Origin of the sequence: Nocardioides bruguierae, from assembly GCF_023554635.1 — a bacterium.
Taxonomy (GTDB): domain Bacteria; phylum Actinomycetota; class Actinomycetes; order Propionibacteriales; family Nocardioidaceae; genus Nocardioides; species Nocardioides bruguierae.
In genome coordinates, this window is record NZ_JAMJPH010000003.1 from 349,379 (window position 1) to 373,814 (window position 24,436).

The 24,436-nt window shown below is 74.4% G+C and carries 25 protein-coding genes and 3 tRNA genes; 21 read left to right on the forward strand and 7 right to left on the reverse strand.

The window, feature by feature from the left end; all coding sequences use genetic code 11:
• Positions 1–22: 22 nt before the first annotated feature.
• From M8316_RS03965 to M8316_RS03975, 3 genes are read right to left on the reverse strand one after another with little or no spacing between them, the layout of a single operon-like run.
• Positions 23–823: a hypothetical protein gene (locus M8316_RS03965; protein WP_250052210.1), complete on the reverse strand. Its 801-nt coding sequence runs from the start codon at positions 821–823 to the stop codon at positions 23–25.
• Positions 824–842: 19 nt separating this feature from the next.
• Positions 843–2,093 carry a multidrug effflux MFS transporter gene (locus tag M8316_RS03970; protein ID WP_250052212.1) on the reverse strand — a complete coding sequence of 417 codons (1,251 nt, stop codon included), beginning with the start codon at positions 2,091–2,093 and terminating at the stop codon, positions 843–845.
• Positions 2,090–3,274: an ROK family transcriptional regulator gene (locus tag M8316_RS03975; protein WP_250052213.1), complete on the reverse strand. Its 1,185-nt coding sequence runs from the start codon at positions 3,272–3,274 to the stop codon at positions 2,090–2,092. The genes M8316_RS03970 and M8316_RS03975 overlap by 4 nt, the downstream gene beginning before the upstream one ends.
• An 84-nt stretch (positions 3,275–3,358) precedes the next feature.
• Here M8316_RS03975 and zwf point away from each other — a divergent pair, with 84 nt between their 5' ends.
• The 3 genes from zwf to eda are packed head-to-tail and all read left to right on the forward strand — an operon-like array spanning position 3,359 to position 7,588.
• Positions 3,359–5,047 carry a glucose-6-phosphate dehydrogenase gene (zwf, locus tag M8316_RS03980; protein WP_250052214.1) on the forward strand — a complete coding sequence of 563 codons (1,689 nt, stop codon included), beginning with the start codon at positions 3,359–3,361 and terminating at the stop codon, positions 5,045–5,047.
• Positions 5,044–6,978: a phosphogluconate dehydratase gene (gene edd, locus M8316_RS03985; RefSeq protein ID WP_250052215.1), complete on the forward strand. Its 1,935-nt coding sequence runs from the start codon at positions 5,044–5,046 to the stop codon at positions 6,976–6,978. Before zwf ends, edd begins: the two co-directional genes overlap by 4 nt.
• The gene (gene eda, locus M8316_RS03990) at positions 6,962–7,588 is read left to right on the forward strand and encodes a bifunctional 4-hydroxy-2-oxoglutarate aldolase/2-dehydro-3-deoxy-phosphogluconate aldolase (RefSeq protein WP_250052216.1); all 627 of its coding nucleotides are present in this window, start codon (positions 6,962–6,964) and stop codon (positions 7,586–7,588) included. Before edd ends, eda begins: the two co-directional genes overlap by 17 nt.
• Positions 7,589–7,646: 58 nt before the next feature.
• On the opposite strand, the gene M8316_RS03995 is transcribed toward eda, so the two are convergent.
• The gene (locus M8316_RS03995; protein ID WP_250052217.1) at positions 7,647–8,831 is read right to left on the reverse strand and encodes an XdhC family protein; all 1,185 of its coding nucleotides are present in this window, start codon (positions 8,829–8,831) and stop codon (positions 7,647–7,649) included.
• A gap of 132 nt (positions 8,832–8,963) precedes the next feature.
• A complete protein-coding gene (locus M8316_RS04000) occupies positions 8,964–10,106 on the reverse strand; it encodes a glycosyltransferase (RefSeq protein ID WP_504928282.1) in 1,143 nt (380 codons plus the stop codon).
• A gap of 103 nt (positions 10,107–10,209) precedes the next feature.
• On the opposite strand from M8316_RS04000, the gene M8316_RS04005 reads away from it, so the two are divergent.
• From M8316_RS04005 to M8316_RS04060, 12 genes are all read left to right on the forward strand, one after another.
• Positions 10,210–10,533, forward strand: a complete 324-nt coding sequence (locus M8316_RS04005) for a DUF1905 domain-containing protein (protein WP_250052219.1) — start codon at positions 10,210–10,212, stop codon at positions 10,531–10,533.
• A 109-nt stretch (positions 10,534–10,642) separates the two neighbouring features.
• Positions 10,643–12,997: an FdhF/YdeP family oxidoreductase gene (locus M8316_RS04010; protein ID WP_250052221.1), complete on the forward strand. Its 2,355-nt coding sequence runs from the start codon at positions 10,643–10,645 to the stop codon at positions 12,995–12,997.
• A gap of 31 nt (positions 12,998–13,028) precedes the next feature.
• Positions 13,029–14,051 carry a pirin family protein gene (locus tag M8316_RS04015; protein WP_250052223.1) on the forward strand — a complete coding sequence of 341 codons (1,023 nt, stop codon included), beginning with the start codon at positions 13,029–13,031 and terminating at the stop codon, positions 14,049–14,051.
• A gap of 129 nt (positions 14,052–14,180) precedes the next feature.
• Entirely contained in the window at positions 14,181–14,759 is a 579-nt protein-coding gene (locus M8316_RS04020) for a DNA-3-methyladenine glycosylase I (protein WP_250052225.1), read from the forward strand.
• A 57-nt stretch (positions 14,760–14,816) separates the two neighbouring features.
• Positions 14,817–15,218 carry a CidA/LrgA family protein gene (locus tag M8316_RS04025; RefSeq protein WP_250052227.1) on the forward strand — a complete coding sequence of 134 codons (402 nt, stop codon included), beginning with the start codon at positions 14,817–14,819 and terminating at the stop codon, positions 15,216–15,218.
• Positions 15,215–15,919 (forward strand): LrgB family protein, encoded by a 705-nt coding sequence (locus tag M8316_RS04030; RefSeq protein WP_250052229.1) that lies wholly within the window; start codon positions 15,215–15,217, stop codon positions 15,917–15,919. The genes M8316_RS04025 and M8316_RS04030 overlap by 4 nt, the downstream gene beginning before the upstream one ends.
• Positions 15,920–16,020: 101 nt before the next feature.
• A tRNA-Thr gene (locus tag M8316_RS04035) sits at positions 16,021–16,093 on the forward strand.
• 53 nt (positions 16,094–16,146) lie between these two features.
• Positions 16,147–16,223, forward strand: a tRNA-Met gene (locus tag M8316_RS04040).
• 41 nt (positions 16,224–16,264) lie between these two features.
• Complete coding sequence (gene rpmG / locus M8316_RS04045) at positions 16,265–16,435, forward strand: 50S ribosomal protein L33 (RefSeq protein WP_136570641.1); 171 nt, start codon at positions 16,265–16,267, stop codon at positions 16,433–16,435.
• 95 nt (positions 16,436–16,530) lie between these two features.
• The gene (locus M8316_RS04050; RefSeq protein WP_250052231.1) at positions 16,531–16,944 is read left to right on the forward strand and encodes an FAS1-like dehydratase domain-containing protein; all 414 of its coding nucleotides are present in this window, start codon (positions 16,531–16,533) and stop codon (positions 16,942–16,944) included.
• A complete protein-coding gene (locus M8316_RS04055) occupies positions 16,941–17,339 on the forward strand; it encodes a MaoC/PaaZ C-terminal domain-containing protein (RefSeq protein ID WP_250052233.1) in 399 nt (132 codons plus the stop codon). Before M8316_RS04050 ends, M8316_RS04055 begins: the two co-directional genes overlap by 4 nt.
• Complete coding sequence (locus M8316_RS04060) at positions 17,332–18,390, forward strand: UDP-N-acetylmuramate dehydrogenase (protein ID WP_250052235.1); 1,059 nt, start codon at positions 17,332–17,334, stop codon at positions 18,388–18,390. The genes M8316_RS04055 and M8316_RS04060 overlap by 8 nt, the downstream gene beginning before the upstream one ends.
• Before the next feature lie 31 nt (positions 18,391–18,421).
• On the opposite strand, the gene M8316_RS20970 is transcribed toward M8316_RS04060, so the two are convergent.
• Together M8316_RS20970 and M8316_RS04070 are read right to left on the reverse strand one after the other, a co-directional pair.
• The gene (locus M8316_RS20970) at positions 18,422–19,177 is read right to left on the reverse strand and encodes a DUF4190 domain-containing protein (protein WP_250052237.1); all 756 of its coding nucleotides are present in this window, start codon (positions 19,175–19,177) and stop codon (positions 18,422–18,424) included.
• 38 nt (positions 19,178–19,215) lie between these two features.
• A complete protein-coding gene (locus M8316_RS04070; protein WP_250052239.1) occupies positions 19,216–20,265 on the reverse strand; it encodes an adenosine deaminase in 1,050 nt (349 codons plus the stop codon).
• Positions 20,266–20,394: 129 nt separating this feature from the next.
• Here M8316_RS04070 and M8316_RS04075 point away from each other — a divergent pair.
• The 6 genes from M8316_RS04075 (at position 20,395) to M8316_RS04100 (ending at position 24,400) form a co-directional block, all read left to right on the forward strand.
• A tRNA-Trp gene (locus M8316_RS04075) sits at positions 20,395–20,467 on the forward strand.
• Positions 20,468–20,502: 35 nt separating this feature from the next.
• Entirely contained in the window at positions 20,503–20,727 is a 225-nt protein-coding gene (secE, locus tag M8316_RS04080; protein ID WP_250052241.1) for a preprotein translocase subunit SecE, read from the forward strand.
• Between the two features lie 168 nt (positions 20,728–20,895).
• On the forward strand, positions 20,896–21,738 hold the full coding sequence (gene nusG / locus M8316_RS04085; RefSeq protein ID WP_250052243.1) for a transcription termination/antitermination protein NusG: 843 nt from the start codon (positions 20,896–20,898) through the stop codon (positions 21,736–21,738).
• A 193-nt stretch (positions 21,739–21,931) separates the two neighbouring features.
• Positions 21,932–22,360 carry a 50S ribosomal protein L11 gene (gene rplK / locus M8316_RS04090; protein ID WP_250052245.1) on the forward strand — a complete coding sequence of 143 codons (429 nt, stop codon included), beginning with the start codon at positions 21,932–21,934 and terminating at the stop codon, positions 22,358–22,360.
• Between the two features lie 120 nt (positions 22,361–22,480).
• A complete protein-coding gene (rplA, locus tag M8316_RS04095) occupies positions 22,481–23,194 on the forward strand; it encodes a 50S ribosomal protein L1 (protein ID WP_250052247.1) in 714 nt (237 codons plus the stop codon).
• Between the two features lie 129 nt (positions 23,195–23,323).
• Positions 23,324–24,400: a TRM11 family SAM-dependent methyltransferase gene (locus M8316_RS04100; RefSeq protein ID WP_250052249.1), complete on the forward strand. Its 1,077-nt coding sequence runs from the start codon at positions 23,324–23,326 to the stop codon at positions 24,398–24,400.
• Positions 24,401–24,436: the final 36 nt, after the last annotated feature.

The following is a 24,436-nucleotide window of genomic DNA, read 5'->3' on the forward strand; positions in this document are numbered from 1 at the left end:
GCGTCGGCCCAGGAGACCCGCGTCAGCCCAGGAGACCCAGCGTCGCGGCGTCCTGCGCCACGACGGCGGGCGCGGTGCTGGTGAAGGACACGAACCACCGCCGCGCGCGCTCGAGGTCGACCCCGCGCAGGGTGTCGGCGTCGGTGCTGGTCAGCGCCTCGGCGACCTCGTCGCCGGCACCGCCGTCCCACGCCACGGCGGTGCCGGCCAGCACGGAGAGCCAGCCGGGGCGACCCTCGGCGGGCAGCGCGGCCGGCAGGCCGCCGGTGCAGCGGAACCGCAGCTCGCGGTCGAGGCAGGCGTCGATCCAGCCCGGCAGCACGGACGCCGGCAGCCCGGCGTCCGTGGGCAGGGCGGCCCGCAGGTCGCTCATGGCGAGCTCGTCGGCCGCGGCGAGCCAGCCGTGCGTGGCCTCGGTGGGCGGCAGCGTGACCCAGACGGGCACGTCCTCGCCGTCGGCGTCGAGGAGCAGCCCCTCGCCCCGGGCGGCGTCGACGGCCGCGGCCACCCGGCGGGCGTTGCCGACCGGGTCGGCCTCGTCGCGCAGGGCCACCTGGAGGCCGGCGGTGACGATGCCGCGCTTGTCGACAAGGCGCGCGGGCCCGGCCACCTGACCGGCGCCCGCGGTCAGCACGACGAGCACCGGCGGCATGGCGTCCGCGCCCGGCCCGGGAGCGGCGTCGGCGACGCCCGGGAGCTCGGTGTCGGGCACGGCGCGGGTGGCGATGATGCCGCCGAGCAGGCCGGCGGAGGCGGTGGCGTCGTCGACGAGCCCGCGGACGGCGGGGGCGGCGCTGCTGGTCGTGGGGGGCTCGAGGGTCACGACCTCCACGCTACGCACGTCAGGCGGTCGCGGCCCTCGCCCGTTCGGCGCGCACCGCGAGCCCCAGCATGCCGCCGGAGGCCAGCAGGAAGACGAGCATCACCGCGGCCAGCGGCACGAGCGTGGCGGCGCCCAGCGCGCCCAGCACGGGTGCCACCAGCGCCCCGCACAGGAACGGCAGGGCGCCCTGCCAGGCCGAGCCGGTGCCCGCGTAGTCGCGGATCTGCTCGGCGGCCAGCACCGCCGCGTTGCTCATCGACATCGACGACGGCGCGACGCCCACCCACAGCGCCACCAGCAGCAGCGGCAGCGGGGCGTCGAGCAGCGCGAGCACCAGCAGGGTCGTCACGCCGAGCAGCGAGAGCACGAGCCCGGCGGCGCTGAGGGCCCGGTGGCCCACGCGGGTGCGGGTGAACAGCCGCACCGACCCGAACGCGAAGCCCGCCATGCCCAGTGCGCACGCGCCGAAGACCAGGGAGTACTGCCGCGGGCTCAGGCCGAGGTCCTCCTGCAGCACGAGCGCGGAGTTCGAGACCCAGGTGAACATGGCGGTGAAGGCCAGGACCTGGGTGAGCAGGTAGCGCCGGTAGACGAGCCGCCCGAGCACCACGCGGCCGTTGCGCCACACCGAGCCGAGGCCGCCCGGCTGGCGTCGGTGCACCGGCAGCGTCTCGGGCACCCGGCGCCAGGCCAGCACGGCCAGCACGAGGCCGCCGGCGGCGATGAGGCCCAGCAGTCCGCGCCAGCCGACCACGTCCAGCAGGAAGCCGCCGGCCACCGGTGCCAGCGCGGGGGCGAGCATGACGATCGCCATCATCGTGGTGACCACGCGGGCGGTGTCGGGGCCCTCGGTCACGTCCAGGACGACGGCGCGGGCCAGCACCATGCCGCAGGCGCCGCCGAGCCCCTGGAGCAGCCGCGCGGCCAGCAGCACCTCGATGCTCGGGGAGAGCGCGGCGAGCACGCCGGCCACGGCGAAGACCACGGTGCCGCCGACCAGCAGCCTCCGTCGGCCTGAGCCGTCGGAGAGCGCACCCGCGAACAGCTGGCCGAGCGAGGCGCCGACCATGAACGCGGTCAGGCTGAGCTGGCCGCCGGCGTCCGTGGTGCCGAGGTCGGCGGAGAGCCGGGGGAGGCCGGGCAGGTAGGCGTCGGTGGCGACGGGGGTGATCATCACCAGCGCCACGAGCAGCGGGACGAGGCGGCGCAGCCGCACGCCGTCGTCCTCGAGCCCCGGGGTCGGCGCGGGGGCGGGGGCGGGGCGGGTCACGCGCGCTCGCGCAGCAGCGCGTCGACGGCGTCGGGCGCCAGGGCGCGGTCGATGGCGAGCGCGGCGCAGCCGTGCAGCCCGGCGGCCTCGCCGTGGGTGGCGGGCAGGAATCGCAGCGCGCGGGTGGCGCCGGGGTGGCCGTCGGCGTAGAGCGACTCGCGCAGGCCGGCGGTGAACAGGTCGAACGCGCCGCCGAGGTCCCCGCCCACGACGACGACCTCGGGGTGCAGCAGGTTGACGGCCACGCTGAGCACCTCGCCGATGTGCCGGCCGCCCTCGCGGATGAGCCGGCGGGCGGTGGGCTCGCCGTCGAGCGCGAGCTGCACGAGGTCGCGCACGTGCCGGGCCTCGAGGCCCTCCTCCTGGAGCCGGGCGACCAGGGCCCAGCCGCCGGCGAGGGTCTCCAGGCAGCCGGTGGCGCCGCAGCGGCAGGGCAGGTCGCCGGCGGCGTCGACCCGCGTGTGGCCGAGCTCGCCGGTCAGGCCGCGGCCCTCGCCGACGAGACGGCCGTCGGCGACCACGCCGAGGGCGAGACCGGTGGAGGCCTTGAGCACGAGCATCGTGCGGGCGGCCGGCACCCGGCCGAAGAGCTCGGAGCGGGTGAGCACGGAGGTGTCGTTGTCGAGGTGCAGCGGCGCGCTGGTGACCTTGCGCAGCCACGGCTCCAGCGGCACGCCGTCCCACCCGCGCACGACGGGGGTGTCGACGCTGGTCAGGCCGATGGGGTCGACCGCGCCGGGCAGGCTCATGCCGACGCCGGAGACGGGCAGGTCCACGGGCGCCAGGACGGCGGCCAGCCGCTCGACCACGTCGGGCATCAGCTTCTCGGGGCTGGTGCCGGGCTCGTGGTCGCGGGTGTCGCCGGCGATCTCGCGGCCGGCGAGGTCGAAGACGCCCACCTGGCTGCGCGAGCGGCCGACGGCGACGGCCAGCACCACGCTGTGGTCGGGGTCGAGGTGCAGCGCGCCGGCGGGGCGACCGCCGGTGGAGGGCTGCTCCTCGCCCTCGTGCAGCAGGCCCGCGTCGATCAGCGTCGCGAGCCGCGAGGCGACCGAGGAGCGGGAGAGGCCGGTGACGCGGCTCAGCTCGCCACGCGTGGTGGCGCGACCGGTACGGACCAGGTGGAGGAGCGCGCCGGCCGTGGTCCCGGAGGCGCTCGTGGGGAGCGTCGTGATGGTCATCGTCGCCCAGTGTTCCACAGACTTTTGCCGGATTTCGACGTAAGTCGGTTTGTATCGATCCAAAACCGTGCCATGGTTCTGCTCATGGCCCACATCTCCCAGACGCCGGTCCCCCCGACCAGCGGCGTCGTCGGCGGCTCCACGTCGTCCGACCCGGCCGCCACCGTCCACGTCCCGGCCCGCCCGGCGACCCCCGCTCCCGCCTCCGGCACCTCGGCCGCGTTCGGCTCCTCGGCCGCGTTCGGCGCCCCCGCGACCGGCACGGCCGCCGGCGCCCGCGGCGCGGCCAAGCTGCCGACGTCCTGCGACTTCACCGTCTTCGGCGGCACCGGCGACCTCGCGATGCGCAAGCTGCTGCCGGCCCTGTACTCCCGCGACCTCGAGGGCCACCTGCCCGCCGACACCCGGATCATCGGCGTCTCCCGCTCCGAGCTGGACGACGACGGCTACCGCGCCGAGGTCCGCGCCGCCCTGCACCGCTTCGTTGAGCCCGAGCGGCTCGACGAGACCGTCGTCGAGCGGCTCCTGGGCCGCCTGCACCACCTGTGCCTCGACGCCCACGACCCCGAGGGCTGGCACCTGCTGCACGCCCTGCTCAAGGACCGTCCGCACGAGGAGGAGACCATCCGCGTCTTCTACCTCGCGGTCGCGCCGGTCATCTTCGGCCCCACCTGCAACCGGCTGGCCGACCTCGGCCTCGCCGACGAGCGTGCCCGCGTGGTGATGGAGAAGCCCATCGGCCACGACCTGGAGAGCTCCCGCGAGGTCAACGATGCCGTGGGCGACGTCTTCGACGAGAAGCAGATCTTCCGCATCGACCACTACCTCGGCAAGGAGTCGGTGCAGAACCTGCTGGTCACGCGCTTCGCCAACACCTTCCTCGAGCCCCTGTGGTCCTCCCGCTGGGTCGACCACGTGCAGATCACCGCGGCCGAGACCGTCGGCGTCGGCACCCGCGGCGGGTACTACGACCACGCGGGCGCCATGCGCGACATGCTGCAGAACCACCTGCTCCAGCTGCTCTGCCTCGTCGCGATGGAGCCGCCGACCTTCGTCGGCCGCGAGAACGTCCGCGACGAGAAGCTCAAGGTCCTCCAGGCCCTGCGGCCCCTGACCCCGGCGGACGTCGACCGCCTCACCGTGCGCGGCCAGTACGGCGCGGGCCTGGTCGACGGTGCCCCGGCGGCCGGGTACAACGAGGACCTCGGCGAGCACGTGCCGGAGGGCGGCTCGCGCACCGAGACCTTCGTGGCGCTGCGGGCCGAGGTGCAGAACTGGCGCTGGGCCGGCGTCCCCTTCTACCTGCGCACCGGCAAGCGGATGAGCACCCGCTACTCCGAGATCGTCGTGGTCTTCAAGCAGCCGCCGCACGAGATGTTCCCCCACGCCACGGGCCCGGTCGTCGGCAACCGGCTGCACATCCGCGTCCAGCCCGACGAGGGCATGCAGCTGCTCGTCACGGCCAAGGAGCCCGGCCCCGGCGGCATCCGCCTGCGCCCGGTCTCCCTGGACCTCTCGTACGCGACCACCTTCGCCGAGCGCTCGCCCGACGCCTACGAGCGGCTGCTCATGGACGTCGTGCGCGGCGACCCGACGCTGTTCATGCGCCGCGACGAGGTGGAGGCCGCCTGGACCTGGGTGGCGCCGATCCTCGAGACCTGGGCCGCCTCCCACGAGGCCCCCAAGCGGTACCCGGCCGGCACCTCCGGCCCCTACGCCTCCGCCGCGCTGCTCGAGCGCGACGGCCGATCCTGGCAGGAGCCCGACCAGTGACCACTCCCAGCAACCAGGGCGCTCCCGTCCCGCGGCCCGAGGCCGACGCCGTCCCCCTGCACCCGGTGATCGCGCAGGTCACCGAGCGGCTCGTGGCCCGCAGCGCCACCGCCCGGGCCACCTACCTGGCCCGCACCGACGCCGCCGGCACCGCCGGCCCGGCCCGCACCCGGCTGGCCTGCGCCAACCTGGCCCACGGCTTCGCCGCCTCCGAGCCGGTGGAGAAGATCGACCTGCGCGGCACGGTGAAGCCGAACCTGGCGATCGTCACCAGCTACAACGACATGCTCTCCGCGCACCAGCCGTTCGTGGACTACCCGCCGCAGATCAAGAAGGCCGTCATCCGCGCCGGCGGCATCGCCCAGGTCGCCGGCGGCGTGCCCGCCATGTGCGACGGCATCACCCAGGGCCGCGCCGGCATGCAGATGTCGCTGTACTCCCGCGACGTCATCGCGATGGCCACCGCCATCGGGCTCTCGCACGACATGTTCGACGCCACCCTCATGCTCGGCGTCTGCGACAAGATCGTGCCGGGGCTGCTCATCGGCGCGCTCTCCTTCGGCCACCTGCCCACCGCGCTGGTGCCGGCGGGCCCGATGACCTCCGGCCTGCCGAACAAGGAGAAGGCGCGGACGCGGCAGCGCTTCGCCGAGGGCAAGGCCACCCGCGAGGAGCTGCTGGAGGCCGAGGCCGCCAGCTACCACTCCGCGGGCACCTGCACCTTCTACGGCACGGCGAACTCCAACCAGCTGCTGGTCGAGCTGATGGGCCTGCACCTGCCCGGTGCCTCGTTCGTCAACCCCGGCACCCCGCTGCGCTCGGCGCTGACCGACGCGGTCTCGGCCCGGGTGACCCGCCTGGCCGCCGACGTCCAGGCCGGCGAGCCCGTGGCCCGCCTGGCCGACGTCGTCTCCGAGCGGACGATCGTCAACGCCTGCGTGGCGCTGCTGGCCTCCGGCGGCTCGACCAACCACACGATGCACCTGGTGGCGATCGCCCGCGCGGCCGGCGTCGAGCTCACCTGGGACGACCTCTCCGACCTCTCCGCCGTCGTCCCGCTGCTGACCCGCATCTACCCCAACGGCTCCGCGGACGTGAACCACTTCGCCGCCGCCGGTGGCACCGCCTTCCTGGTGCGCACCCTGCTCGACGCGGGCCTGCTGCACGAGGACGTCGAGACGGTCGCCGGCCCCGGCCTGCGCCGCTACACGATGGAGCCGCGCCTGGCCGAGGACGGCTCGCTGAGCTGGGTCGAGGGGCCGACGGCGTCCCTCGACGCGGCGGTGCTGCGCCCGGTCGAGGAGCCCTTCCAGGCCGACGGTGGCCTCCGCGTCCTCTCCGGCCCGATCGGCACCGCGGTGATCAAGACCTCCGCGGTCTCGCCCGAGCACCGGGTGGTCACCGCGCCGGCGATCGTCATGGACGACCAGGCCGACTTCATCGCCGCCTTCGACCGGGGCGAGCTGGACGGCCGCGACTTCGTCGCCGTGCTGCGCTACCAGGGCCCGGCCGCGATCGGCATGCCGGAGCTGCACAAGCTCACCCCGCTGCTGGGCGTCCTCCAGGACCGCGGCCAGCACGTCGCGATCGTCACCGACGGCCGCATGTCCGGGGCCTCGGGCAAGGTCCCCGCGGCCATCCACGTCACGCCCGAGGCCGCGCTCGGCGGGGCCATCGCGAAGATCGTCGACGGCGACCTCGTCACCGTCGACGGCGTCGCGGGCACCCTCTCGGTGGCGGACGCCGACGTGGTGCTCGCCCGCCCGTCCACCGGCGCCGCGCCGAGCGCCGCCGAGTTCGTCGGCACCGGCCGGGAGCTGTTCGGCGCGTTCCGCGCTACGGTCGGCCCGGCCGACCAGGGGGCCAGCGTCTTCCCGGCTGTCACCGCCCAGCACTCGATCGAGGAGATCCCCGTTGCCCAGCACGCCTGAGTCCCTGCTCGACCTCGTCCCGGTCGTCCCCGTCGTGGTGGTCGAGGACGTCGCGCACGCCGTGCCGCTGGCCCGGGCGCTGGTGGCCGGTGGCCTGCCCGTCATCGAGCTGACCCTGCGCACCCCGGCGGCCCTCGAGGCCATCCGCGCGATCGCCGCCGAGGTCCCCGAGATCACCCTGGGCGCGGGCACCGTCACCACGCCGCAGCAGGCCAAGGAGGCCGCCGCCGCCGGCGCGACCTTCCTGGTCTCCCCGGGCGCCACCCCGCGCCTGCTCGACGGGATGCTCGAGACCGGGCTGACCTTCCTGCCCGGCACCGCCACCGTCTCCGAGGTCCTGGCCGTGCTCGAGGCCGGCATCAGCGAGATGAAGTTCTTCCCGGCCGAGGCCTCCGGCGGCGCGCCCTACCTGAAGTCGATCTCCTCCCCGGTGGCCGGCGCCCGGTTCTGCCCCACCGGCGGCATCACCGCCGCGTCCGCGCCGTCCTACCTGTCGCTGCCCAACGTGGGCTGCGTCGGCGGCTCGTGGCTGACGCCGGCCGACGCGCTCGCGGCCGGTGACTGGGCCCGCGTGGAGTCGCTGGCCCGCGAGGCGGCCGGCCTGCGCTGACCTGGCTGCCCGCCGAGGCGGCAGCAGCTTTCACGGCCCGCGAGCCGTGGGACGAGCGCTACTGCCGACTCGGGACGGGGAGCGGGGCGTCCGGGCGGTGCAGGGCGCCGGTGGTCTCCCCGAGGGGGCGGCCGCTGGCGCCGTGCCGCGTCGCCACCACCTCGCCGAGCACCGACAGGGCCGTCTCGGCGGGGGTGCGCCCGCCCAGGTCGAGGCCGACGGGGGAGGAGAGCAGCGCCGTCTCGGTGCTGCTCAGGCCGGCCTCGTGCAGCCGGGCCAGCCGGTCGGCGTGGGTGCGGCGCGACCCCATCGCACCCACGAAGGCGGGGCGGACGTGGTCGGGCAGCCGCAGCGCCACCGCCAGCAGCGGCACGTCGAACCGCGGGTCGTGGGTGAGCACCACGACCACGGTGCGGGGGTCCACCCGGCCCGCGGCCGCCTCGGCCGCGAGGTGCTCGTGCGGCTGGGCGCGCACCACCTCGTCGGCGTGCGGGAAGCGGGCGGTGGTGGCGAACAGCGGGCGTGCGTCCGTGACCGTCACCCTGAAGCCGAGGAACGACCCCGCCTCGGCGAGCGCGTCGGCCAGGTCGATCGCGCCGTAGACGAGCAGCCGCGGTGGGGCCGCGTGCACGTCGACGAGCACCGTCATCCCCTCGCCGAGCCGCTCGGCGGCCGGGCCGTAGCCCAGCGTGCCGCCGCGTCCGGCCGTGAGGGCGCCGCGGACGTCGTCGGCGACCGCCGCGTCCGCGCGTGCGCCCAGCCCCAGGGAGCCGTGCACGCCGGCCTCCGAGACCACGAGCCTGCGACCCAGCAGCGCCGGGTCCGGGTGCTCGACCACCACGGCCAGGGCGGCCGGCCGTTCGGCGGCGACCTGCGCCAGCAGGTGTGCCAGCTCCGGGGCGGTGCCCGGTGAGACGGCCTCGACCAGCACGTCGATCGCGCCGCCGCAGGTGAGCCCGACCGCGAACGCGTCGTCGTCGCTGACCCCGTAGCGCTGCACCCGGGGGCCCGCGCCGGCCAGCGCCTCGTGCGCCAGGTGGTAGACGGCCGCCTCCACGCACCCGCCGGAGACGGAGCCGGTGACCGCGTCGTCCGCGGGGTCCGCGCCCGGGGTCAGCACCAGCCGCGCGCCGACCGGCCGCGGGGCGGAGGAGAAGGTGCGCACCACGGTCGCCAGGCCGACGGCCTCGCCGCGAGCGAACGCCTCGCGCAGGGCGGCGAGGGCGGGATCGAGCGTGGGCACGGCGCCACCCTAGGTTCTCCGGAGCGGCGCGGGGCGCGGACGGGGCGGCCGTCGCAGGACCGTGCTCGACCCGTGCCCGACCCGTGTCGTGAACCGTGCCCGACCCGTGCTGTGGTCGGCGCCGGACCCGCCTCAGGCGGGCTGGCGCACGAGCCCGCTTGCCCCGGCGTGCACCTCGAGCATCGCCTGCACGGACGCGGCCCAGGTGAACTGCTCGGCGCGGCGTCGGGCCGCGACCCGGGTGAGCTCCCGGGGGCGGCGGGCCAGGTCGAGCACCGCGTCGGCCACCGCGGCCGGGGTGGGCGCGGCCCGGCGGCCGGAGGCGGCGTCGACGAGCTCTCCGGCACCGCCGGTGTCGGCGGTGACCACCGGCGTGCCGCAGGCGAGTGCCTCCAGCACGGCCAGGCCGAACGTCTCGCCCGGGCACACCGAGAGGGCCACGTCCGCCTCCCCGATGCGGGCGGCCAGCTCCTCGCGCGCGGTGACGAAGCCGTGGAAGACGACGGGGGCGCGGCCGGCGAGCTCCTCCAGCTCGGGCCGGTGCGGGCCGTCGCCGTAGACGTCGAGGCGGACGGGCACGCCGCGGCGGTGCAGCTCCACGGCCGCGCCGACGGCGAGGTGGGGCGACTTCTCCCGCGAGAGCCGGCCGACGAGCGCGAGCCGCAGCGGGCCACCGCCCGGGTGCGGCTCGCGGGTGGGGACCGGGGCGGCCGGCGGTCGGAAGGTCGCCAGGTCGACGCCCAGCGGCACGCGCGTGACCGGGCACCCGACGGCGCCGGCGGCGGTGCGGAACTCCCGCTCGGCGTAGTCGGAGGTCACCACGAGGCGGTCGAAGCTGCGCACCAGCACCTTGTTGAGCAGGGCGACCGGGTGCCGGGTGGGGTCCATCCGGGTCAGCATCGCGACCATGTCGTCGAGCCGCTCGTGGCTGAAGAGCACGGTGCCCACGCCCCGTCGCCGCGCCCAGCGCGCCACCAGCAGCAGCGTGAGCTTGTCGTTGACCTCGATCGAGGTGGGGCCGAAGCGCTCGAGCACGTCGACGACCCGCCAGGGCTCCACCACGAGCCGGTAGCCCGAGTAGACGCGGGGGGCGCGCACCTGCACGACCGTGCCGTCGGGCCCCTCGGTGACGGTGTCGGTGGGGCCGGGCACGACCAGCAGCCGCTCGGCGCCGGCCTCGACGTAGCCGCGCCCCAGCGCGGTGATCGCCGTCCGCATGCCCCCCGAGGCGGGGCCGACGAAGTTGGCGAGCTGGGCGATGCGCACGGGCCGCATCCTCGGGCCCGTGCGTGAACGCCCGTCGACCAGCGGGCGGACGGTGCCTGTCGGATGTGCCTGTCGTGTGCGGCTGTCGGCGGTGCGGGGCACCCTGGACCCCGTGACCGCCTGGGAGTTCGCCGCGCCGGTGTGGCTGCACGTGCCTGCGAGGGCGGACGCCGGCGGCGAGCCCGCGCCCGGCACGTGGGCCTTCTGCACCCTGCCCGAGGACGTGGGGGAGGAGGTGCGCCTGCTGTCCGGGCCGCGCCGTGGCTTCGGGTCGGTGCGCGTGCAGGTCGAGGTCGGCCGGAGCGCCTGGTCGACGTCGGTGTTCCCGGGCAGCGACGGCTTCGTCCTGCCGCTGAAGAAGGCGGTGCGCCGCGCGGAGGGCCTGGAGCCCGGCGACCTCGCGCACGTGCGGCTGCGGCTGGTCGCCGCGCCCTGAGCGCTTGGACCTGAGCACCCGTACCCGAGCGCCGGCGCGCACCGGCTCGTGTGGCGCCTCGCCCGGGTGGTGCTGGTGGAGCAGCACGTGACAGGCAAGGATGCGAGACATGGCTTTCTGGCACCGTGAGGCTCCTGTCGACGACGTGGACGAGGGCGACCTGACCCTCAGCGACGGGATGCACTCCGCCGCCGGACCGGTCGCGGTCGGCGTCGCGATGAAGCGGGGTCTGGAGCAGATGGGCGTGCGCCGCACGGCCAGCACCCTGCTCCGGCTCAACCAGGTCGAGGGCTTCGACTGCCAGGGCTGCGCCTGGCCCGACCCCGCGCCGGGCCACCGGCACGCGGCCGAGTTCTGCGAGAACGGCGCGAAGGCCGTCACCGAGGAGGCCACGAAGCGTCGGGTCACGCCCGAGTTCTTCGCCGCCCACCCGGTCGCCGAGCTGGCCGAGCGCACCGACTACTGGCTGGGCCAGCAGGGACGGATCACGCACCCGATGGTGCTGCGCGAGGGCGCCTCGCACTACGTGCCGATCTCGTGGGACGACGCGGCGGCGATGTTCGCCGAGACCATGGCCGGGCTCGGCTCGCCGGACGAGGCGATCTTCTACACCTCCGGCCGCGTCTCCAACGAGGCTGCGTTCGCCTACCAGCTGATGGTCCGCTCGCTGGGCACCAACAACCTGCCCGACTGCTCGAACATGTGCCACGAGTCGACCTCCGTCGGCCTCGCCCAGGCGATCGGGATCGGCAAGGGCTCGGTCTCCCTGGAGGACCTCTACCGTGCCGACGTCATCGTCGTGGCCGGCCAGAACCCGGGGACCAACCACCCGCGGATGCTCTCGGCGCTGGAGGAGGCCAAGAAGAACGGCGCGAAGATCATCGCGATCAACCCGCTCAAGGAGACGGGCCTGGTCAAGTTCCGCAACCCGCAGACCCCGCGCGGCATGGTCGGCCCCGGCACCGAGATCGCCGACCTGCACCTGCCCGTCCGGGTCAACGGCGACCTCGCGCTGTTCCAGGCGATCGGCGCCCTGCTCGTGGAGTGGGACGCGCTCGACCACGACTTCCTAGCGCGGCACACGGCCGGCTACGAGGAGTACCGCGACCACCTCGGCTCGCTCGACTGGGACGCGGTGCTCCGCGCGACCGGCCTGAGCCGCGAGCAGGTCACCGAGGCCGCGCGGATGATCGCCGGCTCCTCGGCCACCATCTACTGCTGGGCCATGGGTGTCACGCAGCACCGCAACGCCGTCGCGACCGTCCGCGAGATCGCCAACGTCGCGTTCCTGCGCGGCGACATCGGCAAGCCCGGCGCGGGCCTGTGCCCCGTCCGCGGGCACTCCAACGTGCAGGGCGACCGCACCATGGGCATCTGGGAGAAGATGCCCGACTCCTTCCTCGACGCCCTCGACGCGGCCACCGGCATCACCAGCCCCCGCGAGCACGGCCTCGACACCGTCGACTCGATCAGGGCGATGGCCGAGGGCCGGGCCAAGGTCTTCCTCGGGATGGGCGGCAACTTCGTCTCCGCCGCCCCCGACACCGCCGTCACCGAGGAGGCGTTCCGCGGCGCGGAGCTCACGGTGCACGTCTCCACCAAGCTCAACCGCAGCCACGTGGTGCACGGTCGGCAGGCGCTGATCCTGCCCACGATGGGCCGCTCCGAGAAGGACCTCACCGGCGGCGTCGTCCAGCGCGTCACCGTCGAGGACTCGATGTCCGCCGTGCACGCCTCGCACGGCCCGCTGGAGCCGGCCAGCCCCCACCTGCGCAGCGAGGTCGACATCGTCTGCCTGCTGGCGACGGCCTGCCTGGGCGAGGGCCACGTCGTCGACTGGCCCCGGCTGCGCGCGGACTACACCGAGATCCGCCGCCTCATCGCCCAGGTCGTCCCCGGCGCCGCGGCCTACGCCGAGAAGGTGGACGCGCCGGGCGGCTTCGTCCTGCCCCACGGCCCGCGCGACACCCGCACGTTCCCGACCGAGGCAGGCAAGGCGACGTTCGCGGCCAGCCCGATCGACGTGCTGCACGTGCCCGAGGGGCGGCTGCTGCTCCAGACGCTGCGCAGCCACGACCAGTTCAACACCACCATCTACGGCCTCGACGACCGCTACCGCGGGATCAAGGGCGGACGACGGGTCGTGATGGTCCACCCGGACGACGCGGCCGACCTCGGCCTGGAGGTCGGTGGCTGGGTCGACCTGGTCTCGGAGTGGACCGACACCGAGACCGGTGAGGCCTCCGAGCGCCGCGCTCCGTGGTTCCGGGTCGTGGCCTACGACCAGCCGCGGGGCTGCGCGGCGGCCTACTACCCGGAGACCAACCCGCTCGTCCCGCTCGGGTCGACGGCGCTGGAGTCCAACTGCCCGACCTCCAAGTCCGTCATCGTCCGCCTCGAGCGCGTCGACGCGCCCACCGGCGTCGTCGGCTCCGACGCGGGCTGGGTGGTCCCCACCGCCTGACCTGGCAGCCGACGAGACCCCGGGAGCCGCGATGACCAACCCCGACCCGCACCCCGACGAGGTCGACTGCGCGGCGGGCCCGCACCCGGACGCGCTGGAGGTCCTGGCGCCGCGCGAGGTGCCGCTGGGCGGCCCGCGGGCCATGACGGTGCGCCGCACGCTGCCCCAGCGGGGCCGCACCCTCGTCGGGGCGTGGTGCTTCTGCGACCACTACGGCCCGGACGACGTGGCCGAGACCGGGGGCATGGTGGTCGCGCCGCACCCGCACACCGGCCTGGCGACGGTCTCCTGGCTGTTCACGGGCGAGATCGAGCACCGGGACTCGGTGGGCACGCACGCGCTGGTGCGGCCGGGCGAGCTGAACCTGATGACCGCCGGGCGCGGCATCTCCCACTCCGAGGTATCGACCGCCGCCACGACGGTGCTGCACGGCGCGCAGCTGTGGCTGGCGCTGCCCGAGGACGCCCGGCACGGCGAGCCCCGGTTCGAGCACCACGTCCCCGACCCCGTGGCAGGCGAGGGCTGGGAAGCGCGCGTGTTCCTCGGCTCGCTGCTGGGCTCGTCCTCGCCGGTGCCCACCGCCACGCCCCTGCTGGGGGCGGAGCTGAGGCTGGCGCCCGGGGTCGGTCTCGACCTGCCGCTGGACCCGACTTTCGAGCACGCCCTCCTCCTGGACGCCGGCAGCCTCACCGTCGCCGAGGGCCCGCTGGCCCCCGGGGAGCTGGGCTACCTGGCGCCCGGGCGCGCCTCGGCGCGGCTCGAGGCCGGGGGCGAGGGCGCCCGCCTGCTCGTGCTCGGCGGCGAGCCGTTCGGCGAGGCCATCGTCATGTTCTGGAACTTCGTGGGCCGCAGCCACGAGGAGGTCGCGGCCTACCGCGCCGACTGGCAGGGGCAGGTCGCCGGCGACGGTGACGCGGCCGCGGCCGACGCCGGCCGGGTCGTCGCGGACTCCCAGGACGTCGCACCCGGCCGGTTCGGCACGGTCGAGGGCGACCACCGCCGCCCGCTCCCGTCCCCGGCCCTCCCCGGCACCCGCCTGCGCGAGCGCCACTGACCACCGCTGGCGTGGGCGACCACCCCGCGCCGGGCCACCCACCGTCCACAGGCGGTCTCGGCGACGCCGCCGTCCACACCCGAGCCCGGCGAGAGGTCCACCGTCGCCGCCCGGTGCCAGGCTGAGCGCATGGAACCGATCACCGGAGACGACGGGCTGGTCCGCTGCCCCTGGGCAGGCGGGCCGGGCCCGATGCGCGACTACCACGACCACGAGTGGGGCCACCCGGTCCACGGCGAGGCCGCCCACCTGGAGCGGCTGGTGCTGGAGGGCTTCCAGGCCGGCCTGTCCTGGTCCACGATCCTGACCAAGCGTGGACGGTTCCGGGAGGTCTTCGCGGACTTCGACGCGGACACGGTCGCGGCCTTCACCGACGACGACGTCGAGCGGCTGATGGGCGACCCGGGCATCGTCCGCAACCGGGCCAAGATCGAGGCCGCCCGCCGCAACGCCGCGGCGACCGTGGCGCTGCGCGAGGACGGCGGGCTCGAGACGCTGCTGCACTCCTTCGCGCCGCCGACGCCACCGGCTCCTGCCACCACCGAGGAGCTGGGCACCACGTCGGCGGAGTCGGTGGCGATGTCGAAGGCGTTGAAGAAGCGGGGGTTCTCCTTCGTCGGACCCACCACGATGTACGCGCTGATGGAGGCGATCGGCATCTTCGACCCGCACCTGGTCGGCTGCCACGCACGCGGCACGGGCTCCTGAGGCCTGGGAGACCCGGGGGAGCAGCACGCGGGCGCACCGGTGCCAGACTCCGTCGACGTGCCCTTCCTGACCGGTCTCACCTGGCTGCTGGGGTGCCAGCTCGTCGGCACCCTGCTCGTCCACCTCACCGACCTGCCGGTCCCCGGCCCGGTCGTGGGGATGCTGCTGCTCCTCCTCGTCCTGCGCCTGCGGCACCCGAGCGAGGACGGCTCGCCCGCCGGGCGTGGCGAGGGCAGCGTGCACGTCGCGGCCGACGCGCTGCTGGCCCACCTCCAGCTGTTCTTCGTGCCCGCCGGTGTCGGGGTGGTGGCCTACCTGGGGCTGCTCCGCGCGGACGCCGTGCCGGTGCTGGCCGGCCTGGTCGGCTCCTGGCTCGCGGGCCTGGTCGCGGTCGGTCTCCTGGCCCAGCTCCTGGGCCGTCGCTCCGCTCGCCGGGGGCAGGGCGGGGGAGCCGCGTGACCTGGCTCCTGGACCAGCCCCTGACCTGGCTGTTCGCGACGCTGCTCGCCTACCGCGGCGGCTGCTGGCTGCGGGACCGCACCGGCCGCCACCCGCTGGCCCAGCCGGTGCTGGTGGCGGTGCTGGTGCTGGGCGCGCTGCTGCTGCTCACCGGCACCGACCTGGACGTCTTCGACGACGGCACGGCGGCGATCAGCTTCCTGCTGGGGCCGGCCACGGTCGCCCTGGCGGTGCCGCTGCACCGCCAGCTGCACCGGCTGCGGGGCTACGCGGTGCCCCTGGTGACCTCGATCGTCGTCGGGTCCGTGGTCTCGATGACGAGCGCCTGGGGCCTGGTCACGCTGCTCGGCGGCTCCGAACGCCTGGCCTGGACGATGACCCCGAAGGCGACGACCGCCGCGGTCTCGATCCCGCTGTCGGAGACGGTCGGGGGAGTGCCTGCCCTCACCGCGGCCCTGACCATCCTCGCCGGCATCCTCGGCGCGGTGGCCGGCCCGACGGTCCTGACCTGGCTGCGGGTCCGCGACGCCCGGGCCCGCGGCCTGGCCGTGGGCGCCGCATCCCACGGCATCGGCACCGCCCGGGTGCTGGGCGACGACGAGGTGACCGGTGCGTTCTCCGGGCTCTCGATGGGCCTGACGGCGGTGGCCACCAGCCTGCTCCTGCCGGTCCTGGCGCTCGTGCTCGGCGGCGGGGCATGATGTCGCCGTGGGCCCTCTGACCTGGGCAGACACACGCATGGCGCACGAACGTCACGCCGATTTCGCAACGCGGGCGGGCATGTGTAATCTTCTTTCCCGTTGCCCCTTTAGCTCAGTCGGCAGAGCGTCTCCATGGTAAGGAGAAGGTCTACGGTTCGATTCCGTAAAGGGGCTCTGGGATCGAGGTTGGACGCAGGCTTACGCTGGTGTCCAACCTCGTCCCCTGTGGCGGGGTAGCTCAGGTGGTTAGAGCACACGGCTCATAATCGTGGTGTCGCGGGTTCGAGTCCCGCCCCCGCTACCACTGACTCATCCGCACTTCCTCGATCAACCAAGGACTTCCCCGTGGCCTCCAAGAGCTCTGACGTTCGCCCCAAGATCACGCTCGCCTGCGTTGACTGCAAGGAGCGGAACTACATCACCAAGAAGAACCGTCGGAACAACCCCGACCGGATCGAGCTGAACAAGTTCTGCCCGCGCTGCCGCAAGCACACCGCGCACCGCGAGACCCGCTGAACCTCAGCACCAGACGCACGGCGACCCGCCCGGCTCCGGCCCGGCGGGTCGCTGCGTTTCGAACCCGTCCCGCCCGGCGCACTAGGCTCGGCCGCATGCCCGTGGACTCCTCCCTCGTGGGGCGTGCCTACCCGGCGTCCAGGCCGTACACGGTGACCGACGAGCGCGTCCGCGCGTTCGCCGAGGCCACCGGCGGTACCTGGAGCGGCGGTGCGCTCCCGGCGACCTTCCCGATCGTCCTGGCCTTCGACGCCATGTTCGACTTCCTCGACGCCGAGGGCGTCGCGCTGCACCGGATCGTGCACGGCGAGCAGAAGTTCGCCTACGCCCGGCCGCTCGCGGTCGGCGACGTCCTGAGCGCCACCCTGTCCGTCGCCGGCCTGCGCCAGATCGCCGGCAACGACATCATCACCACCTCCAGCGAGATCACCGACGCCGACGGCGCCGTGGTCTGCACGGCCACCGCCACGCTGGTGCACCGCGCCCCCGGCGAGGAGGAGCAGGCATGAGCGCCCTCGAGGCAGGCACCGTCCTGGAACCGCAGACCTACCCGGTCACGCGCGCCCACCTCGTCCGCTACGCGGGCGCCAGCGGCGACTTCAACCCCATCCACTGGTCCGACCGCGTCGCCACCAGCGTCGGCCTGCCCGGCGTCATCGCTCACGGCATGTTCACCCAGGCGCTGGCCGCCCGCGCGGTCGCGACCTGGACCGACGGCGCCGACGTGGTCGAGCTCGGCTGCAAGTTCACCAACCCCGTCGTCGTCCCCGACGACGAGGGCGTCGAGGTGGTCGTCGGCGGCACCGTGAAGAAGGTCGAGGACGGCCTGGTCACGATCGCCCTCGAGGTCACCTGTGGCGGGCAGAAGGTCCTCGGCATGCCGAAGGCCGTCGTCCGTGCCTGAGGTCCAGGACCCGGCCGCGACCCGGCTGGCCGAGCACACCACCCTGCGCCTGGGCGGCCCCGCCCGCCGGTTCGTCCGCGCCACGACCGACGACGAGCTGGTGGCCGCGGTGACCGCGGCCGACGACGCCGGCGAGCCGCTGCTGCTGCTCGGCGGCGGCTCCAACCTCGTCGTGGCCGACGAGGGCTTCGCCGGCACCGTGGTGCAGGTCGCCACCCGCGGGATCACCGCCGACGTGGACGACGGCGAGGTCAGCTGCGGCGGCGCCCTGGTGACCGTGGCCGCCGGTGAGCCCTGGGACGACGTCGTGGCCCACGCGGTCGCCCGCGACTGGGCCGGCATCGAGGCGCTCTCGGGCATCCCCGGCTCCACCGGCGCGACGCCCGTCCAGAACGTCGGCGCCTACGGCCAGGAGGTCGCCCAGACCATCGCCCAGGTCCGCACCTGGGACCGGCACGACCGCGCCTTGCGCACCTTCGCGGGCGCCGACTGCGGGTTCGCCTACCGGTGGTCGCGGTTCAAGGCCGAGCCCGACCGCTACGTCGTCGTCTCGGTGACCTTCCAGCTGCGCGCCGCCTCGCTCGGCGGGCCGGTGGCCTACGCCGAGCTCGCCCGCACCCTCGGTGTCGAGCAGGGGCAGCGCGCCCCGATCGCGCAGGTGCGCGAGGCCGTCCTCGGCCTGCGGGCCGGCAAGGGCATGGTGCTGGACGCGGCGGACCACGACACCTGGTCGGCCGGCTCGTTCTTCACCAATCCCGTGCTGGCCGCCGAGCAGGTGCCCGACGGCGCGCCCGCCTACCCGCAGCCCGACGGCACCGTGAAGACCTCCGCCGCCTGGCTGATCGACCACGCCGGTTTCGCCAAGGGCTACGCGGTCACCTCGGACGCCGCCGCGTCGCTGTCGACCAAGCACACCCTGGCGCTCACCAACCGCGGTGGCGCGCGCACCGCCGACCTGCTCGCCCTGGCCAGGGCGGTGCGGGACGGGGTGCGCGAGCGCTACGGGGTCGAGCTGGTCAACGAGCCGGTGCTGGTCGGCTGCTCGCTCTGAGCGCCGGCCGCCGCCCCGCCGAGTCCGGGCCTCAGACGCCCGTGTAGGGGCCGCTCGAGGTCGGCACCGCGACCGCCAGCACCACGAAGAAGACGATCGCGAGCAGGCCCAGGGCCAGGAACACGGTGCCGATGATGCCGAGCACCATGCCGGCCGTGGCCTCGCCGGTGCCGCCCCAGCGGTCGGGCTCGCGTCGCACGGCCCGGCGTGCGCGGGCGCCGAGCACCCAGGCGACCGGCGAGGCCAGGAAGCCGAGGCCGCACATGAGGCCGAGCGCGAGGCCCACGATGCCCAGCACCAGGGCCGGCATCGCCTGACCGTGCCGCGGCACGGCGGCGTAGGGGTACCCCTGCTGCGGGTAGGGCTGCTGGTACGGCTGCTGGTAGGGCTGCCCGTAGCCCGGCTGCCCGTAGGCCCCGGTGGCCGGCGGGTACCCCTGGGGGTCCTGCGGCGCAGGCACCGGCGTGGCCGCCCCGGCGCCACCGGCGTGCGGCGGGAGCGGGAGGGTCGGCTGTGCCGGCGGTGCCTGCTGCTCCGGGGGCGGGTACGCCTGCGGGGCGACTCCCCAGCCGGGCGCGGGCGCCTGGTCCTGGGTGGACCCCGGCGGGGTCCAGGCCGGCGGCTGCCAGGTGCGGGGCTCCCAGTCCGGCTCGTCCTGGGCGGCGGCCGCGGACGACGGCCCGGGCTCCGGGGTCGGGTCCGGCGTCGGCTCGGCCTGCTCGGCCTGCTCGGGCTTGGTCAGGTCGACGCGCTGGACGGGCTGGGTCTCCTCCGGGTCCTGGCTCACGAGCCCATCCTCTCAGGCCGCGACCCCGGCCCGTCCGGTCACTGGTCCTTGCGCCACGCGTCGACGTCGGCCAGCGCCCGAGCCAGCACGTCGGAGGGCGCCCGGGAGGCCCGCAGCGACATCCGGGCCAGCTCGGCGAGCGTGTCGTCGTCCAGCCCGTGCGCGTCGCGCACCGCCTCGTACTGGCCGAGCAGCCGGGGCCCGAAGAGCAGGGGGTCGTCGGCGCCCAGGGCCACGGTGGCGCCGGCGGCCAGGAGCCGCGGCACCGGCACGGACGCCAGGTCCGGGTAGACCCCGAGGGAGACGTTGGAGGTCGGGCAGACCTCGAGGGCGATGCCCGCCTCCACCACGCGCTCGAGCACCGCGGGGTCCTCCACCGAGCGCACCCCGTGGCCCAGGCGCCCGGGGTGCAGGGCGTCGAGGCAGGTGCGCACGTGCTCGGCGCCGCGCAGCTCGCCGCCGTGCGGGACCAGCAGCAGCCCAGCGCGCTCGGCGATGGCGAAGGCGGGGCCGAAGTCGAGGGTGCTGCCGCGGCGCTCGTCGTTGGAGAGGCCGAAGCCGACGACCCCGCGGTCCGCGTACTGCGCCGCCAGCCGTGCCAGGGTGCGGGCGTCCAGGGGGTGCCGGGTCCGGTTTGCGGCGATGACGACGGCCATCCCGAGCCCGGTCGCGCGCGAGGCGTCGGCCACGGCGTCGAGCACCAGGTCCGTCATGGCGGTGATGCCGCCGAACCGGGCCGCGTAGCCGCTGGGGTCGACCTGGATCTCGGTCCACACACCGCCGTCCGCCGCGTCGTCCTCGGCCGCCTCGCGCACCAGCCGGCGCACGTCGTCCTCGGTGCGCAGCACCGCCCGGGCCACGTCGTAGAGCCGCTGGAAGCGGAACCAGCCCTTCTCGTCGGCCGCGGACAGCGTGGGCGGCCAGTCCTCCACCAGCGCGTCGGGCAGCCGGACGCCGTCGCGCTCGGCGAGCTCGAGCAGGGTGGTGTGCCGCATGGAGCCGGTGAAGTGCAGGTGCAGGTGCGCCTTCGGCAGGGCCCGCAGGTCACGCCGCTCGGTGACCGTGCGTGCACGGGAGTCGGGGGGCATGGCCGCCAGCGTAGGAGGGACCCGTTTGGACGAGGTGCAGCGGCACCCGTAGTATTCCCGTTCGGTGGTTCGTTCCACAGGCTCAGTCACGTCCTCGGGCGTGCCGACCGCCGGGACCGGACGCATCGGAGGGCACTAGCTCAACTGGCAGAGCATCGGTCTCCAAAACCGAAGGTTGGGGGTTCAAGTCCCTCGTGCCCTGCAAAGAGACGACGACGAACGACGAGAGGTGACGACATGTCGGACACCCGTAGCGAGAAGGTGGAGCGCACCGGGCCGGTGACGTTCCTCCGGCAGGTCGTCGCCGAGCTGCGGAAGGTCGTCTGGCCGACCCAGGAGCAGCTGGTCACCTACTTCGTGGTGGTCCTGGTGTTCGTGGTCGTCATGATGGCCTTCATCTCCCTGCTGGACCTGGGCCTCGGCCGCCTGGCCTTCGCCCTGTTCAGCGGCGAGCTGTTCTAGTCCCCGCGAGAGGTGGCGCACGCGGCGCCACCTGGCTCTACGCTGGGACGCCTAGGCTTGGCCCCGCCCGGGTCGGCACGCCGTGCGCGCCGCCCACCGGTAGGGCCGCCGCACCCGGCAGGACGCCGGGAAACCCCGGACCGGGGAGGCCCCGGTCCCGTCGAGCTGATGGAGCATCACGTGTCGGAGCAGTACGAGTCGGAGCAGGTCGACCCGGTCGAGGAGACCGAGGTCGAGCCGCAGGACGTGGCTGCTGACGAGCCCGACGTCGACGAGGACGCCCTCGACGAGGTCGACGCCGACCTCGCCGAGGACGCGGACGTCGAGGACGAGGCCAGCCAGGACGAGGCCGCCGAGGCCGCCGAGGCCGAGGAGAGCGACCCCCTCGAGGAGTTCCGCCGCGAGCTGTGGGCCAAGCCGGGCGACTGGTTCGTGGTGCACACGTACTCGGGCATGGAGAACCGGGTCAAGCAGAACCTCGAGAACCGCATCATCTCCCTCAACATGGAGGACTACATCCACGAGATCGTGGTCCCCACCGAGGAGGTCGCGGAGATCAAGAACGGCCAGCGCAAGATGGTCAAGCGGACCGTCCTGCCCGGCTACGTGCTCGTCCGCATGGACCTCACCGACGAGTCCTGGTCCGCCGTCCGGCACACGCCGTCGGTCACCGGCTTCGTCGGCTCCTCGCACCAGCCGGTGCCGCTGACCATGACCGAGGTCGAGGACATGCTGGCCCCGGCCGTCGTGGCCCGCGCTGAGGCGGAGGCCGCCGCTGCCGGCGCCTCGTCCTCCGGTGGCGGCTCCTCCTCGCAGCCGGCCAAGAAGCCGATCGAGGTCGCAGACTTCGCGGTCTCCGACTCCGTCATGGTCGTCGACGGCCCGTTCGCCACGCTGCACGCCACGATCACCGAGATCAACGCCGAGTCCCAGCGCGTCAAGGCGCTCGTGGAGATCTTCGGCCGCGAGACCCCGGTCGAGCTGTCCTTCAGCCAGATCCAGCGCGTCTGAGCCTCGCGAGCCTGCGAGCGAGGGCCCGCCACCCTGCCGGGGTGGCGGGCCCTCGCCGGTCCGGAACCCGCCGGTTTGGGCGGGAGCGGCACCTCGCCGCACAATGAACGCTGCGCCCGGTGACGGGCGCAGGTGGCAGAGGGCGCGACGGCGTCCTCGTCATGACCACGAGACAGAAAGAGAAGGAAGCATCATGCCTCCCAAGAAGAAGATCTCTGCACTGGTCAAGGTGCAGCTGCAGGCCGGCGCCGCGACCCCGGCCCCGCCGGTCGGTACCGCTCTCGGTCCGCACGGCGTCAACATCATGGACTTCTGCAAGGCGTACAACGCCCAGACCGAGTCCATGCGCGGCAACGTGATCCCGGTCGAGATCACCATCTACGAGGACCGCTCGTTCACCTTCATCACGAAGACCCCGCCGGCGGCGGAGCTCATCAAGAAGGCTGCTGGTCTCCAGAAGGGCTCCTCGGTCCCGCACAAGGAGAAGGTCGGCAAGCTGACCAAGGACCAGGTGCGCGAGATCGCCACGACGAAGCTCCCCGACCTCAACGCGAACGACATCGACGCCGCGATGAAGATCGTCGAGGGCACCGCCCGCTCCATGGGCGTCACCACCGACTGACGACCTCGCTGACGCAGCACTGCGTCGCCGATGCGCGACGCACGCGTCCGCACCCCTCTGTGGCAGGGCCGCGCTGGCCCACACGACCACACCTGGAACGAGTAGAAGAGAGACCAGACCATGCAGCGCAGCAAGAGCTACCGCGCGGCTGTCGAGTCCTACGACATCGACGCCCTGCACGCCCCCCTCGACGCGATCCAGATCGCGAAGGGCTCCAGCAAGAAGAAGTTCGACGAGACCGTGGACGTCGTCATGCGTCTCGGCGTCGACCCCCGCAAGGCCGACCAGATGGTGCGCGGCACCGTCAACCTGCCCCACGGCACCGGCAAGACCGCCAAGGTCCTCGTCTTCGCCGTCGGTGACAAGGCCCAGGCCGCCCTCGACGCCGGTGCCGACGAGGTCGGTGGCGACGAGCTGATCGAGAAGGTGGCCGGCGGCTACCTCGACTTCGACGCCGTCGTCGCGACCCCGGACCTCATGGGCAAGGTCGGCCGCCTCGGCCGCGTGCTCGGCCCCCGCGGCCTCATGCCGAACCCCAAGGTCGGCACCGTCACCCCGGACCCGGCCAAGGCCGTGACCGACATCAAGGGCGGCAAGATCGAGTTCCGCGTGGACCGTCACGCCAACCTGCACTTCATCATCGGCAAGGCGTCCTTCGGCGAGAAGCAGCTGGCCGAGAACTACGCCGCCGCGCTCGAGGAGGTCCTCCGCCTCAAGCCGTCCGCCTCCAAGGGCCGCTACGTCAAGAAGGTCACCTTCTCGACCACCATGGGCCCCGGCATCCAGGTCGACCCCTCCGTCACCCGCAACATCGCGGGCGACGAGGAGGCCTGAGCCCCTCTCGCTCCTGGTGAGCGAAGCCTGACGACGGCCCGTCGCGCCCCCCACCGGGGCCGGCGGGCCGTCGCCGTTCCCCCTCCCTCGACCGGCCACGCACCCGCCCCACCCCCCGCAGGAGTCAGCATGAGCACCTGGGCCGTCCTCGTCCGCCCCTCGGCCAACCGCGTCTACGCCGACGCCACCCCGGCCCTGCTCCTCGCCGAGGCACAGGTGCTGGCCGCCACGGCGCTGCGCGAGGAGATCGACGACGTGCGCCTGGTCGAGATGGGCGGGCTGCCGTACCTCCAGGTCCGCACCGTCGACGTGGAGCTGAGCGAGCGCACCCGCGCCCACCTCTCGCTGCTCTCCGGCGGGTACGCCCTCTTCGAGCTGGAGGACGCCGGCTTCGGGCCCGCGCTGCTGCCGACCGAGCCCGCGCAGGTGCGCACCCTGGACGAGGACCTGCTGACCATCCAGAAGTACGTCGGCAAGACCAACGAGCTGTTCACCCGGCTCCTGCTCAACCTCACCGTGTGGGCCTCGGCCACCCCGGACGGGCTGCTGCCGACGTCCGTGGCACCGCGCAAGCGCGCCACCCGCGTGCTCGACCCGCTGTGCGGGCGCGGCACCACCCTGCACGCCGCGCTCGTGCACGGCTGCGACGCCGAGGGGCTCGACACCGACGGCAAGGCCTTCGACGCGCAGGAGGCCTACCTCAAGACCTGGCTGCGCACGAAGCGGCTCAAGCACACCGCGGACGTCTCCCCGCTGCGCCGCGACGGGCAGAGGCTCGGGCGCCGGCTCGCGATCGAGGTGGCGGCCGACAAGGAGGCCTGGAAGGCCGGGCGCACCCAGCGGCTCGCGGTCGTCGAGGCCGACACCCGGCGCACCGGCGACGTGTTCAAGGCCGGCTCCGCCGACGTCCTGGTCACCGACGCGCCGTACGGGGTCAAGCACGGCTCCCACGGTGCGGACGGCGGCCGCAGCCGCGGCCCGGCCCAGCTGCTCACCGAGGCGCTGCCGGGGTGGCGGCGCGTGCTGCGGCCCGGGGGAGCGGTCGGCATCGCCTGGAACACCCACGTCGCCCCCCGCGAGCAGGCGCTGGAGATCCTGGCCGACGCCGGCCTCGAGCCCCTGGACGACGGCCCCTGGCAGGGGTTCCGGCACCGCGTGGACGCCGGCATCGACCGCGACGTCGTCGTGGCGGTCAACCCCGGCTGAGCCCGCAGAGACCCCTTGGACGCGCGAGACCCCGGG